Below are 14,633 nucleotides of genomic sequence, written 5' to 3'. Positions count from 1 at the left end.
GACATGCGCACCTTGCGCAAGGCGCGCCGTGCCGAGCTGGGCTCTTTTCTGAAGTCACGGCGTGCGCGGATTTCGCCGGAGGACGTGGGCCTGCCGCCCGGGCCCCGGCGGCGCACGCCCGGCCTGCGGCGTGAGGAGGTCGCCCAGCTGTCCGGGATCGGGATCACCTGGTACACGTGGCTCGAGCAAGGCCGCAGTATCAATGTCAGTGTGCAGGTGTTGAATTCGGTGGCGCGGGCGTTGTCGCTGGATGCGGCGGAGAAGGCGCATTTGTATCGGTTGGCGGATGTGCCGACGGTGCCGACGGCGCATGCGGGTTCTGCGCTGCCGGAGGAGTTGCAGGTGATTTTGGATCATTTGGAGCCGTTGCCGGGGGTGGTGTTGAGTGCGCGGTATGACGTGTTGGCTCATAACGAGGCGTATGAGGCGTTGTGTCCTGGCTTTCTGACCGGTGAACGTAACGTGGCTCGCCGGGTGTTTCTTACTCCGGAGTGTTGCAATACCTATCAACACAATTGGGATGACCTGCGTCGCATGGTCGGCTATTTGCGTGGTGCGTATGCGAAGAATCTGGGTGATCCGTATTGGGAGGAGTTCATCGTCGAGTTGTGTTCGGAGAGCCCGAATTTCAAGGCTTTGTGGGCTCGTAACGATGTCGCTGTCCCGGTGAGTCGTACGAAGCAGGTCCGTAATTTGGCGGTGGGGGAGTTGGAGATGTTTTTGACGAGTATGTCGTTGCCGTCGGTGCCGCATGCGTGGATGCAGATTTATACCCCGACGGATGAGGTGGCGTGGGCGAAGTTGCGTGAGTTGCTTGCGATGTCGGAGCAGGAGCGGCAGCGTCCTTGGGTGGAGCATCGCCAACAGCTCCACCCGGCAGCGGGGTAGGTGACCAGCCGCGGAGTAAAGCGGTGCAGCATGCGTCGAGTGAATTTGTTGGGAGATAGGTGGCCCCGGCGTGGCTCTGTTCGACGTCCGGAAACAGGCCCTCATTCGAGGATGCGAATCGGGCACCAGCCCCTCGAACTCAGCGGTCACGAGGGTTGACGGAGGTGTCCGGAGAGGGTCGAGCGCTTCACCCCGAGGATGTCGGCGATCTACTGCACCGTGCGCTGGCGTTCGTCGTAGAGTCTTTGCGCGGTGGCAGCCTGGTCTGCGGTGAGCTTCGGTCGCCGGCCACCCACCCGGCCGTGGGCCCGAACCGTAGTCAGCCCGTGGTGGGTGTTCGCGACGATCAGCTCTGGCTGTCCACGAGCACCGGCGGTATGAGGCTGCGGCCGTGGCATCCCGCCCGAACGAACGTCCGGAACCCGCACCGCCTATCGCACGGTCGTTCGGTTGGGGAGACACCTGACGAAGGTCAAACGTTCGAATTAGAGGTCGCGCAGATTGGTGTTCTTAACACTTCGCGTGTATTGGGTGGTTCAATCCTCATCCTGGTCCAGGATGGCCGGGATAGTGGGTATGGAGTTTGTGACGTTTGAGAATGTTCGGGCGGCGGCTGAGCGGCTCGGGGGCATCGTGCTGCGGACGCCGTTACTGCCGTTCTCCGACACGAGCCAACCGTTGTGGCTCAAGCCGGAAAGCCTTCAGCCGATTGGGTCGTTCAAGTTGCGCGGCGCGATGAACGCCATCGAGGCCACCCGGGCATATGGCGCAGAGGTGGTCGAGGTACCCATCGGCGAGCAGACCGCGAAGGCTCACGCCTTGGTGGCCGAGCACAGGCTCGCTCTGATCCCGCCGTACGACGACGGCGAGGTCATCGCAGGCCAGGGCACGGTCGGGCTGGAGATCGTGGAAGACCTTCCGGACGTGGACGTGGTGCTGGTCCCGGTCAGCGGTGGCGGTTTCGCATCCGGGGTCGGTGTGGCGGTCAAGGCGCTTCGCCCGCAAACCCAGGTGATCGGCATCGAGCCCGAGTTGGCTGCGGACACTGCCGAGGGTCTGCGTCTGGGTTAGCAGGTCGACTTGCCGGTAGCGGACCGGGCCCGCACGATCGCCGATGGGATTCGCGCACAGCCGTCTGAACTGACGTTCGCCCACCTGCGCAAGGTTCTCGACGGCATGCTGACCGTCAGCGAAGACGAGTCCGTGCGGCGGTCCGGGCTCTCGCACGCCAAGCCCACCTGATCGCCGAACCCAGCGGCGCCGTAACGACCGCGGCCTACCTCTTCCGCAGCCACGAACTACCGCCCGGAAAAAAGGTGGCCATAGTCTCGTGCGGCAATCGTGTCGGCGAGGTCGCGGAGTTCAATATCGCCGGTATCAATATTTCGCTCTGCCGGATTTCGCCCTGCCGGGCGCGGTGGGCTACAACCACGGCACCCCGGCTCGGAGCAGCACATTGGCGTAGGGCCGGGCCTCACCGGTTCGCACCACGAACCGGCAGGCCCCGATGCGCTGCTTGAAGTCGTCGTGGTCGATCAACTCCGCGTGCAGGCGGTGGCGGAGCAGGTTCGCCGCTTCCGGGTTCTGGTCCGCGACGTCGCGGCTACCCCAGGCGGCTTCGATGGTGACCTCGTCGAGTATCAGGTCGAGGATGGGCTCGAACCGAGGGAATCCGTAGCTGATACCCAGGTCGATGACCGGCACCCCGGCCGGTGTCGGCAGACCGGAGTCGCTGACGGCGAAGAGGTCGGTGTGGCGCAATGCCGTGAGCGCCGATAGCAATTCGGCGTGAATTAGTCCGCTAGTGCGCAAGGTTCGGTCCTTATCGAAGAGGGTGAAGCCCCGGTCAAACGAGTGGCCTGGCCGCCGGGATGGTCGCGAGCGCGGTGCGGATCTGGTCCGCGGTGGGGTAGGAGGCATGGGTTCCCGGCGTCTGAACGGCGAGGGCACCGGCCGCGGTGGCGTAGGCCACGGCGGCGCCCAGCTGCCTGCCATCAGCGAGTGCGGTGGCTAGGGCGCCGACGAAGGCGTCGCCCGCACCGGTGGAATCCACCGAATTCACCTGTGGCGCAGCCTGATACCCGCCAGCGACCGGTGGCACGTCGCAGCGGTGCGCCCAGACCGAGCCGGTGGCGCCCAGCGTGGCGACGACGGAGGCCACCCCGCGCAGGCATAAGGAGCGGGCCAGGTGGAATGCCTGCTCGGGTGTCCGCGCGGTGGACCCGGTCAACGCCGACAGCTCGGATTCGTTGACGACCAGCGGGTGGCAACGCAGCAGCAGCTCATCTGGCAGCACCGTCGCCGGCGCAGCGTTGAGCACGAGCCGGCGAGCATGCCGCGCGGCCCAAGCGACGACGCGCAGCGGCACCTCCAGTTGCACGACAACCACATCCGCCGACCGCAGCAACTCGACCTCGTTCAGGGTGTCGAGCTCGGGTTCGGGTTCCCAGCAGAAGTTGGCGCCGGAGTCGACCACGATCTGGTTCTCGCCGTCGGCGACGGTGATGTAGGCGGTGCCGGTCCGCGCGTCCTCGACCTCGCGCAGAGTGGCGAGCCCAACAGCATAGTCGCGCAACGACTTCCGTAGCCCGGGATCGGCATCGCGGCCGATCCTGGCGATGAACTCGACCCGGCCGCCGGCTTGGGCTGCCGCGACGGCCTGATTGGAGCCCTTGCCGCCCAGATTGGTTCGTGCGCGCAGTGCCAGCACGGTTTCGCCGGGGCGCGGCAGCCGTTCCACCTCACACACGATGTCCTGGTTGACCGATCCGAGGACGACAACGCTCACGACTGCGCCTCGCTAGCGCTCGGCTCCGTCGTGCGCGAAGGCGCACTGTGTTCATGGTTCACTCGCTGTCGCTCGCTCATGATTCGGCGCCGGTCCCGGCGACCTCCAGATTGCCGGGTGCGGCACCGGTGATCAGTGCGACCAGCCGGTCGCCGTCCACCTCGTCGATCCGGTGCGCGGCAACGGATCTGCCGCGTCGCAGCACCACCACGTTGTCGCAGATCCGCATGACCTGTGCCAGGTCGTGGCTGATGATCAACACGGTGATTCCGCGGTCGCGCAGGCCACGTACCAGCTTCTCGACCGCGGCGGTCTCCCGCACGCCGAGCGCGGCGGTGGGTTCGTCCATGATCACCATGGATTTGCCCCAGGCCACCGCACGGGCGATGGCGATGCTCTGGCGTTGGCCGCCGCTCATCCTGCGTACGGTGGTGCGCACCGAGGGCACGTCGACATCCAGGTCGCGTAGGATATCGCCGCTGCGGGCGATCATTGCCCTGCGGTTGACAATGCCGAGCTGATACATCAACTCCCGGTTGAGAAATAGGTTCTGCCACACCGCCAGATCGTCGATGAGAGCGAGATCCTGGTACACGGTCTCGATGCCCATTTTGCGCGCGTCCTCGGGCGAACGCAGGCGCACCGGTTCGCCCTTGAACCGGATGTGCCCGGTATCCGGTGCCTGCACGCCGGTGAGGCAGCGCACCAGCGTCGACTTGCCCGCGCCGTTATCGCCGACCAGGGCGGTGACCTCACCCTCCGGAATCGTCAGCGTGACCCCGGCCAGCGCGCGGACCGAGTCGAATGACTTGGTGAGCTCGTGCGCCTCGAGCAGTGGAATCGTCATGTCCTTGGCCTACTTTCGGAATCGGGCGATCCCGGCGGCCAGCAGCAGCACCGCGCCAACGGCGACCGGCTGGTAGTACTGCGAGATGCCGAGAATGGTGAACCCGTTGATCAGCGAGGTGAACAGCACCGCACCGCAGACGGTGCCGAGCACCGACGCCTTGCCGCCGGACAGCGACGAACCGCCGAGCACCACTGCGGCGATCGAGCTCAGCAGGTAGGTGGTCTGCAGCGACGGATCCGCGCCGCCGTTGCGGGCGACCAGCATGACACCGGCTATGCCGCACAGCAATCCGGACATGGCATAGGCGAACAGCCGGATCCGGTTCACCGAGATGCCGGTGTCGCGCGCGGCCTCCAGGCGCCCGCCGGTGGCGAGCAGGTGGGTGCCGATCCGGGTGCGGAAGATGATGCCGGCCACGACCAGCGCCGCCACCAATGCCATGAGCCAGAACCAGCGCACCGGTCCGATGCCATCTAGCGCGAGCCGTTGCAGGAAGCGGGAACTCACGGCCTCGGTATTGCCGTGCGTCAGCAGTAGCGTGATGCCATTGAGCACGCTGAGCATGCCGAGCGTGACGACGAAGTCGGTCATATGCAGTCGGCCGATCAGCACACCGTTCACGACGCCGACCGTCAGCCCGCTGAGGATGGCCGCCGCAATGGCGACCGCCATCGGGTAGCCGTGGCTTGCCAGGTAGCCGAGAACGGCTGCTGCCCATGGGAGGTTGGCGCCGACCGACAGATCGATGCCGCCCACGGTGATCGCGAACTGCTGTCCGAGTGCCAGCACGGTCAGGATCGTTGAGGCGACCAGCAGATCGCCGATATTGTCCGTCGTCAGGAAGTCCGGGGTGGCGATGAAGAACGCCACCCACAGCACGACCAGGGCCAGCGGTGCCGCGAATTCGGCTAACTTGGCGAGGATCTCCGTGCGCCCCTCACACGCACGGGACTCGGCGGGTGCCACGGCTGTCACTTGTTCAGCAGCCCTTCCACTGGGTTGTCGAATGCGACAATCGGACGCGGGAACGCCGAGATCTGCTGCTCGACATTGTCCTTGCCGATGAAGGCGATGGGCGAGACCACCCGCTCGGGCAGCTTCTTGCCCTGGTGTTGGGCCAGGCAGCTCTGGACCGCGAGTTGTCCTTCGGCATAGGGGTATTGGGTCACTGTGCCGGTCAGGGTGCCCGCCTTGACGGCGTCGAGGGCTGCCTGGATGCCGTCGACGGAGATCACTTTGATCTGGCCGGTCTTGCCCGCGTTCTTGATCGCCTGTGCGGCGCCCAAGCCCATAGTGTCGTTGGCGGCGAAAATACCGGTGATGTCGGGGTGCGCCTTCAGGATCGCCTCGGTGACCTGCAAACCCTTATCTTGTTCGTAGTCGGCGGGCGCCTTCTGCACGATGTCCAGCTTGCCTGCGACGGTGTCGGTGAAGCCCTTGTCGCGGTTGATGCCGTTCTGCTCGCCCGCGATGCCCTGCAGGATGGCGATCTTGCCGGTGCCACCGAGCGCGTCGAGCATATGCTGACCGGCGATGCGACCGGCATCGAGATTGTCCGAACCGATGAAGCTCGCGTAGGACACCCCGGCCTGCTCAGAGGCCTTCGCGTCGATTTGGGTGTCGAGGTCGAGGATCGGGATATTTTTGCGCGCCACCGGCGTGAGCGGCGTGATCACATTCGTCGCGTTGACCGGCACCACACCGAAGCAGTCATAGCCCTGCGCGGCCAAGGTCGAGATCTGGGCGTTTTCACCGTCGGCATCGGTCTCGGACTGCCCGGCCTGCACCGTGACCTTCACACCGAGCCGTTGCCCCTCCGCGAGGGCACCGTCGCGCAGGGCCGCCCAGTAGGGGTTGGTGAAGTTCCGGGTGACGATGGCGATCTTGAAATCGCCGTCGCCCGCGTCCTGACCGCCGCGACCGCAGGCGGCGGCGGCGAGCGCGCCGATGAGGACAAGCGGCACCATTGCACACCTGAATCGAGCATTCATCGTGAGTTCGACCTATCCGTTTCGGTATCAACTCGTGTTGATCAACGCGAGTTGATGAGTAGTGTGTGACCCGAGTCACCGGCTGTCAAGTGCTAATGCGGAGTGCTTGGATGGACGGTCGGAGCAAGGAGAGAATTCGGATGGCAGTCACACGAGCCGACGTGGCGCGGCTCGCCGGTACATCACCGGCGCTGGTGAGCTACGTGCTCAATGGAGGTCCGCGGCAGGTCGCGCCCGCGACCAGGGCCCGCATCGAGGCCGCCATCGCCGAACTCGGCTACCGGCCCAACATGTCCGCGCGCAGCCTGCGCATGAATCGCGGGCACGCGCTCGGCATGGTGATCCCCGACGGGGCCAACCCGTTCTTCGCCGAACTGTCCGCGGTCATCGAGGCAGCCGCCTTCGCGCGGGGATATCCGCTGTTCGTCGGCAATGCGGCCGGCGACCAGGAACGCGAACGCGCCTATGTGCGCACCTTTATCGATCGTAGAGTCGAAGGGCTGATTGCGATTTCGTCGTCATGGGAGACCGGTGTCGCCGACGCGTGCGAGGAGGCCGGAATGGTGCTGGTCGCGCTGGACCGCGTCATCGATCCGGCGCGTTGCGCGCATGTGATGTGTGATTCGGTCGCGGGCGCACAGCAGGCCGTCGCACATCTAATCGAGCACGGTCACCGCGATATCGCCTGTCTGAGCGGCCCGCATGTGTCCACCGCCGAGGACCGCGTGCAGGGCTACCGCAACGCGCTGGCGGCCGCTGGATTGGCCGAAGGGCGCATCGTGCGAACGGATTTCGGCGGCGCCGCCGGCTACCGCGCACTGGCCGACCTCATGGCCGACTCGCGCCGCCCCATAGCGGTATTCGTGACCAGCGACCTCCAGGCGATCGGTATGCTGCGTGCGGCCTACGATGCCGGGCTGCGGGTGCCCGACGACCTCGCGGTCGTCGCCTTCGATGGAATCGAGTACTCCCGCTACACCAGGCCCGGACTGACCACCATGGTGCAGCCCACCCGGCGCATGGGCGAGACCGCGGTCGATCTGCTGCTCGAACAGATCGAGGACCGCACGCCCCGGCCCGGTGTGGTGAACCTCGAGGCGGTCCTGCACACCAGGGGGTCGTGTGGCTGTCCCGACGAGTTCTGAAAGCGCCCGGTCCGCCGGTGCGGCGCCTGCACGCTACCGTGCACTCGAACGACTTCGCGATTCCCATCGTCTGGAGGGCGGAGGCCCGGTCTGTCCTTCGGCATAGACCAATGCATTGGAATGGTGAATGGTATTGCCCGACAACGGATATCCCTCGCGGTCGCGGATCGCTGCCGCCTGGCGGATCGCTGATTCGACAAACGCGGCAGTTTTGCTGGTCGAGCATTCCCAACCCAGAACCCGGCTGGCGTAGGCATCGATCACGAACGCCGTGTAGACGAACACGCCCGTGACTAAGCGAACGTAGGTGAAGTCCGCGACCAGCAGCACGTTGGGCGCAGGCACCCGGAACTGGCGATCGACCAAGTCCGGCGCTCGCGACGCTGCCGGGTCCGGCTCGCTCGTGCGGACCTTCTTGCGGCGTGTGACACCACTCCAGCCGCGCTCACGCATCAGCCGTTCCACCGTGCATCGAGCGACCGCGATGCCTTGGCGTTGCAGGTGCGCCCACATCTTTTCGGCACCGTAGAGCGACTCCGGCGCGCGCCGGCCGCTCTGGCCGGGTTCGTAGAACCCGGCCAGAATCTCGGTGACCGAGATATCCCACAGGGCACGTTTGGACGGTGCTCGCCGCACCCAGGCGTGGAAGGTTCTCGGGGCGATCTTGCATCCGTGTGCGGTGAGCGCACGGCAGATCGAAGCGACCCCGAACCGAGCGCGATGCTCGGCGATGAACGCACACACTATCGGTGTCGCGGGTCGCTCTCCCGCGCGAAGAAAGTTGTTGCTGCCTTGAGGATTTCGATCGTCTGTTCCAACTCGGCGATCTTGCGTTTCTGCTCCCGGATCACCTTCGCCGACTCCGTCGAGACACTCTCGGCGGCCCCGGTGTCGATCGCGGCTTGCCGGATCCATTTACGCAGGGTTTCGCCGGTCATCCCGAGCCGGGACGCGACCGCGGTGATCGCGGCCCATTCGCTGTTGTAGTCGTCACGATGCTCGACGACCAGCCGGACAGCCTTGGCTTTGGTCGCTTCGTCGTACTTGGCAGGCATGATCTGCCCATCCTTCCCAAGAAAGAAGGTGGGCACCAAACCCAGGGCGATTCAAGGCTTTGTGGGCGCGTAACGATGTGGCCGTGGTCAGTCGTACCAAGCAGGTTCGTAATCTGGCGGTGGGGGAGTTGGAGATGTTTTTGACGAGCATGTCTCTGCCGTCGGTTCCGCATGCGTGGATGCAGATTTATACCCCGACTGATGAGGTGGCGTGGTCGAAGCTGCGGGAGTTGTTGGCGATGAGTGTGGAGGAGCGGCAGCGTCCTTGGGCGGAGCATCGCGAACAGGTTCACCTGGTGGTGGGCTGAGGCTGGTTTGGGTCCGGTACGAGCAAAGCCGCGAAAATGGGCTCGAAAGGGGCTATCAATAGTGCCACCAGAGGAAGCGGGGCGGACGCGCGGCGCGGCGCCGGATACGGTTGATCGACATGTGATCGAGTGCCTAGTCGGAACTGTTGCGGTCGCCGCCGTTCCACAGTACCGCAGAAGTGTGAGTTGGCGTTCGGTCGGCGGACCGGCGAGTTCTTCGCATACTTTGTAGCCTGACCCGCCGCAGGCGGCTACCGATCTGCCTCACTCACGGATCCGGACACTACCGCTGCCCGACAGGCGGGGGAGCTGGACAAACCTCCGAACCGATCGGCCAGCGACCTGCCGCCGTGGCCGATCGCATCAGCGACGTCGAGGACGAAGGCGTGATCCTGTCGTGTCCGAGGACAAACACCGTCGCCTGCAGGCGATATAGCTTGCGGCACAGCCTGACTCGGCGGTGCGTTCACCTTATCGGCGGTCAGAAGCGGGATGCGCATCGGTTGGAACCGGCTTCGGGCCGGCGGGGGTGAGATGCTGCCTACAATTCAGGCACCACCGTGAAGTGGGAATGGTCTGCAGGAGGTGGATCGGGATCTCGACATAACAGCGGCGACAGCGGCCGTAACGGCCTGTGGTGATGAGCATGAGGGTTTCATCGAGGTCGGCCAACGCTTGTCGTGCTGCCGCGGCCAACTTGATGGTGACCTCATGTCTGGCCGTATCAGCCGCGTTGGCGGGTGCGGCGGGGCGGTCGATTTCGGCTTCGAGTTCGGCCAACTGCTGCAGGCGGAAGCGGCGTTGCTGGTGCAGTGTGGCTCGCAGTGCGGGTAGGCGGTCGGTAAGACGTGTGCGTGGGACGGGGTGTGCGGGGGTCATCCGGGGTCTCCAGGACTGGTGGTGGGAATGTGGTTCGCGATGCGGTCGAGTGAGAAGGGATGGGCCGCCCTGCCAGCGGCCCCTGTATCACCACCACGCCATCCGAATATTCGCTGACAAGGCCAGGATCGTTTACATGGAACGGCTGCGCTTGTCCGTCTGCGACAATTGCGGGTGCACCGCTTGTTTGATTTCTCCACTCGCATCCCTGGGTCCGTTTCGACAGCACACCAAGCGGGAAGTGCGACAGCAGGTGGATGGGCGAGTCGGGTGGCGGTCGTCAGCGACAGGATCCGAGCGGCCCGGTGATGGTCCGGATGAGGTAGCCGTCGGACAGGTTCTACGCTTCTGTGAACCGCTTGTCCACCGGCGTCGTGACCAGCGGTCTGCTCGCAGCATTGTGAGGACGGTCCCGACAACGCCGAGCCGATTGTCGCGGGCGAGCCGGGCGTGAACAAGTCGAACCCAGTGGTCGCCGGAGCGGAGGCCACCAGCAGCGCGGTGGGCTATTCGGCGGCGATGTGTGCGCGGACCGACATGCCCCAGGGCTGTGTGATAACGCGAGCTGCGACCAGGTGCGCCAATACCCGGCGTATCTCGTTCAGTGGCCACAATCTGTCCACGTTCGGCGCCACACGGCTGAATCCACCGATGTGGCGGTACGCCGCTTATGTCGAAGGTTGGATTCGGACTGTTGCGGTGGCCGGGTCAGTGCGCGGCTGCGGCCGCGGCGGCCGGCGTGGTCGCGATGGTCGCGGTGCGGATACCGGGCACTGTACGGGTGAGGGCTATGGTGATTCGCCGCTCGGATTCGTCGGCGAACCGGCCGGAGATGGTGGCGTCGCCTTCGTGGACGGTGACATGCCAGCGCCGTGCGCCGGTGTATTGATCCAGCAGGTTCTGTGCATTGGCGACGAGTGCGTCGTCGGGGGTGAGCATGAGTCGCAACGCGTCGCCGCGGCTGAACATGCCGATCACGCGGCTGTCGCCATCGACGACTGGCAGACTGCGCAGTCCGTGCGTTATCAGCCTGCTCATGACCTCGGCCAGTGCGGCGTTGTCGGGGACCGAGACCGCCGGTGTGGTCATCACTGAACTGACCGTGTCGTTGAGTTCGCCTGCCCGCAAGAGGTCGCCGCTGGTGAGTACCCCGATGAGGCGATCGTTCTGGTCGAGAACGGGCAACGCTGCGTAGCCCAGTTTGGCGAGCATCAGCGCCGCCTCGCGTGCCGTGTTGTTGTGCCGCACGGCGATGATCGGTCGTTGCATGACCTCGCATACCCGCATGTTCTTCATTCCGTTCAACTCCGTTCAGCTAGCTAGTTACCGGCTGGGGGCTGGGTCCGTCAGCCCCGTAGGGGACCGCGTGTAGCAGCGTCACTGCCATGGTCGCGCCGCTGGGGCCGCGGTAGGTACGGCGTTCGCCCGGTCGAGCCCCGGTGATGGCGCGCCCTAGTGGCGATTGCACGGAGTAGACCTCCGTCTCGGTGCGTTCGGCTTCGCGTACTGCGAGCAGGAACGTCTTGACCGCTCTGGTGTCGTCGTAGCGGACGGTCAGGACCATGCCGGGCCCGGCGATTCCGTCGTCGGGTGGGTTGCGACCGATGAGGGCGTTGCTGAGCAGGTGGTGGATCCGGCGGATGCGCGCCTGGCGTGCGGAATGCAGAGCCTGGTTGCGTGCGTATTCGCCACTGTCCTCATCGGGCTCGATGTCGCCTCGGGTGAGCAGCTCGTGCAATTCGGTCTGAAGCCGATCATGGGCTTGTGATGTCATCCAGACGCCTGCGGTACTGGTCATGTGTTTGTACCCCTTCCTTTCTGGCTGGGTTGGAGATTGTCGTCAGGGGCGGGCCAAGGCGGCGGTGCCGCCCCTGACAACGCGCAGGCCCTGATGTTGGGCCGGGTCTGAGTCGCTGGGACCCACGGGTCGTGCCGAATCGATTCGCGCGGCGCGTCCGGTCCGTAGCCGCGTCTTCGGCGACAATATGGCTGGCTATGGTCGGTTGTCGGGCCGATCGATGCTCACCATGTCGCTCCTGCCACCTGGGGCGTTCTTGTCAACTCCATGATGGCGTGGTTGTCGAGGTGATCAGTTGCGCCGATCCGACAATCTAGGCGTCGAGATTTGTGGCGATGGCACAGCGCAGTCATTCGTTGTCGGTGATGGCGAGTTCGATCATCATGGCGAGCCGTTTGCGGGGGTCGTCCAAGCCCAGGTTGGTCACCTCTGCCATCTTGCGCAGCCGGTTACGGACGGTGTTCTCGTGCACGCCGAGCTGTGCGCCTGCCTGGGCGGGGTCGCCTTGGGCCTGCAACCAGGCGCGCAGCGTTGCTACGTAGTGGGTGGAGTTTGCCTGGTCGTGGCGTCGCAACTGCGACACCGGCCCCCGTGCGGGGGTGCGTCCGGAAAGTCCTGCGGCGCGCAACCGTTGCAGCAGGATCTCGTCCCACGACTCGTCATAGGCGGGGGGCGCAGCATCCGCTGAGTGGGCCTCGTGCAGCGCCAGGCATTCCTCGGCCTCTTGGCGCGCCAACGCCAATTCCGTGGCCCGGGCCCCACCGCTGATGCCGGCCAACACCGTCATCTGCGCGGGCAGCGCCGCCTGTAGCTCGCTGATCCAGTGGCGTGCCGTCGCCGCCTGATCTGCGGGCAGTACGGTGTAAATGGTGTCGCCGACCAGGGCGCTGCGGCTCGAACGGGACCAGCCGAATCCGGTTGTTGCTCGCTCGAAGATCAGCAGCAGCGCGGCGTGCTGCTCGTCGGCGATCCGTGCGCGCAGCGCGATCGCCCGCAAACTCTGCGGCGCCAACCCCAGCCTGCTGGCCACCGTCGCCGCGTCCGCGGCGCCCTCCAGCAAACTGATCACCAGTTCGGATTCCACTTGACGTTCCAGGTCCGCGCTGGCCCTTGACCGCAACAGGTGCAGGGCCACCGTGCGCGCGCCGTCGGCCAAGGCCATCCGTCGAGCCCCGTGTAACGGCGCTGGGCACGACACCCATACCGAACCCAGCAGTTGCCGGCCCACGCGCACGGCCACGACCATCCGCCCCGTCACACCCTGTTCTGCCTGCGCGGGAACGAACAACGGTTCCTCCGAGACCGCCAAGTGCGTGAAAACACCGTGCGCATCGAACACCGCCCGCAACCACTGCGGCATCTCCCGGCCCAGGATCGTCTCGACCCGTGCGGGGTCGAGGTGCTGCTGCGGCCTCGAATACGCCAGCACCCGAGACAGCCGGTCCTCGATCGTCACCGCACCCCCGACCGCGTCGGCCAGACTGTCGGCCAAAGCGAACAAATCGGTCGGGCCGCGACCGGCCTCGGTCTCGCGTCCTTCCAGCACCAACCCGTAGACCACCGCGGCCACCTCGCTCCAGGCCACCGCAGGATCGACCACCATCACCGCCACACCCTCGATCTCCGGCTCATCCCCGATCTCCTCACCCCCACGGATGAGCGCGACGACAGCCCGCGTCGACACTGCCCAGTCCACCACCTCCTGCACCGAGCGTGCCCCGATGCCCAGCAGCACATCTCCCGCTTCAGTGGGGTCCTGATCGGCCCCGCGGATCACCACACTGCGCAATTGGGTGGACCGGGGAACCGAACACAACCGCAAACGGATCCCATAGCCACCCAGTACGTTCGCCAACCGGTCCAACGTCACCATGAGCCGCTCCTGTGTCGAATCGACGGTGCAGCGCGATCAAGCGCCCGACGCGACCAGTAGACGTTGGTGGACAAGGAAGTCGGTCCAGCTTTCGCGACACTGGTGCATCAGGATGGACGCCATCAATACCCCGCGCGCCGCATCCATCAGATGAGATCTCCGGTGCCGCGCCTCGTGCGATGTGTACGGCGAGGGCTCTTTGCTTCCACGGCCAACCTGCGTTGCCGTCTATCACTTTTCGAGGGATCTGTTCGATTGTGCGACGAGATCGGCGAGTACGGCTGCTTCGCTGATGTCGGTATTCTTGGTGCCGGTGAGCAATGTGAGTTTGTTCTGGCCTGCCAGTTCGCGCAGGTGTGTGAGGGCGGTGGCGCGGTCTGGCTCGGTCAGTTCGTCGCGATACCGGCGGGCGAATTCATCGAAGAGTTCCGGGTCGTGGCCGTACCATGTGCGCAGTTCGGTGGATGGAGCGATCTGCTTGCACCATTCGTCGAGGTGGGCTCTGGTTTTGCTGACGCCACGGGGCCAGAGACGGTCCACCAGGACGCGGGTGCCGTCTCGAGGAGTTGGGTCGTCGTAGATTCTGCGGATTTGCACAGTGCGTCGAGTCGTCATCATCGACCTCCGGTTGTTATCGCTGGGCGAGTCGGTGCAGCGCAGTTGGGCGATAGACGCAACACCGAGCCTGCCAGCACCCGCGTCGCAGCGAGGAGTAAGCGTCGAACTCAACGAGAGCCGATCCGGCCATAGAGTTTCTGGTGAGGTCGGCCTGTAAAGAGCTTATACGCCGATTCGGGCGTCTGTGCGGCGTAGCAGCCCGGAGAACACGCCTCCTGAGCTGTGTGTTTCCGGCAACCTTGGCGATGCCGGTAGGTGCAGCTCCATCTCTACCCCCTTTTCCGAGGTTCTCCTGGCATGCTGCACCTGCGGTACGAGAGATCCGGGTGCTCGCATTGAACACGTGGCACAGCGGCAGCAAAATCTCCAATGGCATTCAGCTGATCACCGATCTCATCATCTCGACACAGGCCTCGATCGTGCTGCTCTCGGAGGCAACC

Annotated in this window: 13 protein-coding genes and 2 pseudogenes; 4 read left to right on the top strand and 11 right to left on the bottom strand. The window is 65.2% G+C overall.

Annotated elements, in window-relative coordinates:
* The first annotated feature begins 3 nt into the window (after positions 1-3).
* Complete coding sequence (locus ACLMAL_RS32690; protein WP_412002592.1) at positions 4-888, top strand: helix-turn-helix transcriptional regulator; 885 nt, start codon at positions 4-6, stop codon at positions 886-888.
* 576 nt (positions 889-1,464) lie between these two features.
* A pseudogene (locus tag ACLMAL_RS32685) lies at positions 1,465-2,228 on the top strand (threonine/serine dehydratase); the annotation flags it as partial.
* Between the two features lie 82 nt (positions 2,229-2,310).
* Here ACLMAL_RS32685 and rbsD read toward each other — a convergent pair.
* The 5 genes from rbsD to ACLMAL_RS32660 all read right to left on the bottom strand — a co-directional run bounded on the left by rbsD (position 2,311) and on the right by ACLMAL_RS32660 (position 6,493).
* The gene (gene rbsD, locus ACLMAL_RS32680; RefSeq protein WP_328401871.1) at positions 2,311-2,700 is read right to left on the bottom strand and encodes a D-ribose pyranase; all 390 of its coding nucleotides are present in this window, start codon (positions 2,698-2,700) and stop codon (positions 2,311-2,313) included.
* 34 nt (positions 2,701-2,734) lie between these two features.
* Complete coding sequence (locus ACLMAL_RS32675) at positions 2,735-3,676, bottom strand: ribokinase (protein ID WP_412002591.1); 942 nt, start codon at positions 3,674-3,676, stop codon at positions 2,735-2,737.
* Positions 3,677-3,752: 76 nt separating this feature from the next.
* Complete coding sequence (locus ACLMAL_RS32670) at positions 3,753-4,523, bottom strand: ATP-binding cassette domain-containing protein (RefSeq protein ID WP_412002590.1); 771 nt, start codon at positions 4,521-4,523, stop codon at positions 3,753-3,755.
* Positions 4,524-4,532: 9 nt separating this feature from the next.
* Positions 4,533-5,492 (bottom strand): ABC transporter permease, encoded by a 960-nt coding sequence (locus ACLMAL_RS32665; RefSeq protein WP_412002589.1) that lies wholly within the window; start codon positions 5,490-5,492, stop codon positions 4,533-4,535.
* A gap of 5 nt (positions 5,493-5,497) precedes the next feature.
* Positions 5,498-6,493 carry a substrate-binding domain-containing protein gene (locus ACLMAL_RS32660; RefSeq protein WP_328401865.1) on the bottom strand — a complete coding sequence of 332 codons (996 nt, stop codon included), beginning with the start codon at positions 6,491-6,493 and terminating at the stop codon, positions 5,498-5,500.
* 164 nt (positions 6,494-6,657) lie between these two features.
* Here ACLMAL_RS32660 and ACLMAL_RS32655 point away from each other — a divergent pair, with 164 nt between their 5' ends.
* The gene (locus ACLMAL_RS32655; protein WP_328401864.1) at positions 6,658-7,662 is read left to right on the top strand and encodes a LacI family DNA-binding transcriptional regulator; all 1,005 of its coding nucleotides are present in this window, start codon (positions 6,658-6,660) and stop codon (positions 7,660-7,662) included.
* 111 nt (positions 7,663-7,773) lie between these two features.
* Here ACLMAL_RS32655 and ACLMAL_RS32650 read toward each other — a convergent pair.
* Positions 7,774-8,717: pseudogene (locus ACLMAL_RS32650) on the bottom strand (IS3 family transposase); the annotation flags it as partial.
* A 59-nt stretch (positions 8,718-8,776) separates the two neighbouring features.
* Between ACLMAL_RS32650 and ACLMAL_RS32645 the strand changes: the two are divergent.
* On the top strand, positions 8,777-9,025 hold the full coding sequence (locus ACLMAL_RS32645; RefSeq protein ID WP_412002588.1) for a hypothetical protein: 249 nt from the start codon (positions 8,777-8,779) through the stop codon (positions 9,023-9,025).
* Between the two features lie 471 nt (positions 9,026-9,496).
* On the opposite strand, the gene ACLMAL_RS32640 is transcribed toward ACLMAL_RS32645, so the two are convergent.
* From ACLMAL_RS32640 to ACLMAL_RS32620, 5 genes are all read right to left on the bottom strand, one after another.
* Positions 9,497-9,904 (bottom strand): hypothetical protein, encoded by a 408-nt coding sequence (locus ACLMAL_RS32640; protein WP_412002587.1) that lies wholly within the window; start codon positions 9,902-9,904, stop codon positions 9,497-9,499.
* Between the two features lie 708 nt (positions 9,905-10,612).
* Complete coding sequence (locus ACLMAL_RS32635) at positions 10,613-11,200, bottom strand: CBS domain-containing protein (RefSeq protein ID WP_412002586.1); 588 nt, start codon at positions 11,198-11,200, stop codon at positions 10,613-10,615.
* Positions 11,201-11,219: 19 nt separating this feature from the next.
* Complete coding sequence (locus tag ACLMAL_RS32630) at positions 11,220-11,702, bottom strand: GreA/GreB family elongation factor (protein WP_412002585.1); 483 nt, start codon at positions 11,700-11,702, stop codon at positions 11,220-11,222.
* 349 nt (positions 11,703-12,051) lie between these two features.
* Entirely contained in the window at positions 12,052-13,575 is a 1,524-nt protein-coding gene (locus ACLMAL_RS32625) for a PucR family transcriptional regulator (RefSeq protein WP_412002584.1), read from the bottom strand.
* 231 nt (positions 13,576-13,806) lie between these two features.
* A complete protein-coding gene (locus ACLMAL_RS32620; protein WP_412002583.1) occupies positions 13,807-14,190 on the bottom strand; it encodes a DUF488 domain-containing protein in 384 nt (127 codons plus the stop codon).
* Positions 14,191-14,633 lie beyond the last annotated feature (443 nt).

It is taken from the genome of Nocardia sp. CWNU-33 (assembly GCF_046764895.1).
In the GTDB taxonomy this organism is placed as follows: Bacteria; Actinomycetota; Actinomycetes; order Mycobacteriales; family Mycobacteriaceae; genus Nocardia.
Note: the sequence above shows the minus strand (reverse complement) of the source record. Positions and strands in the feature narration are given on the sequence as shown.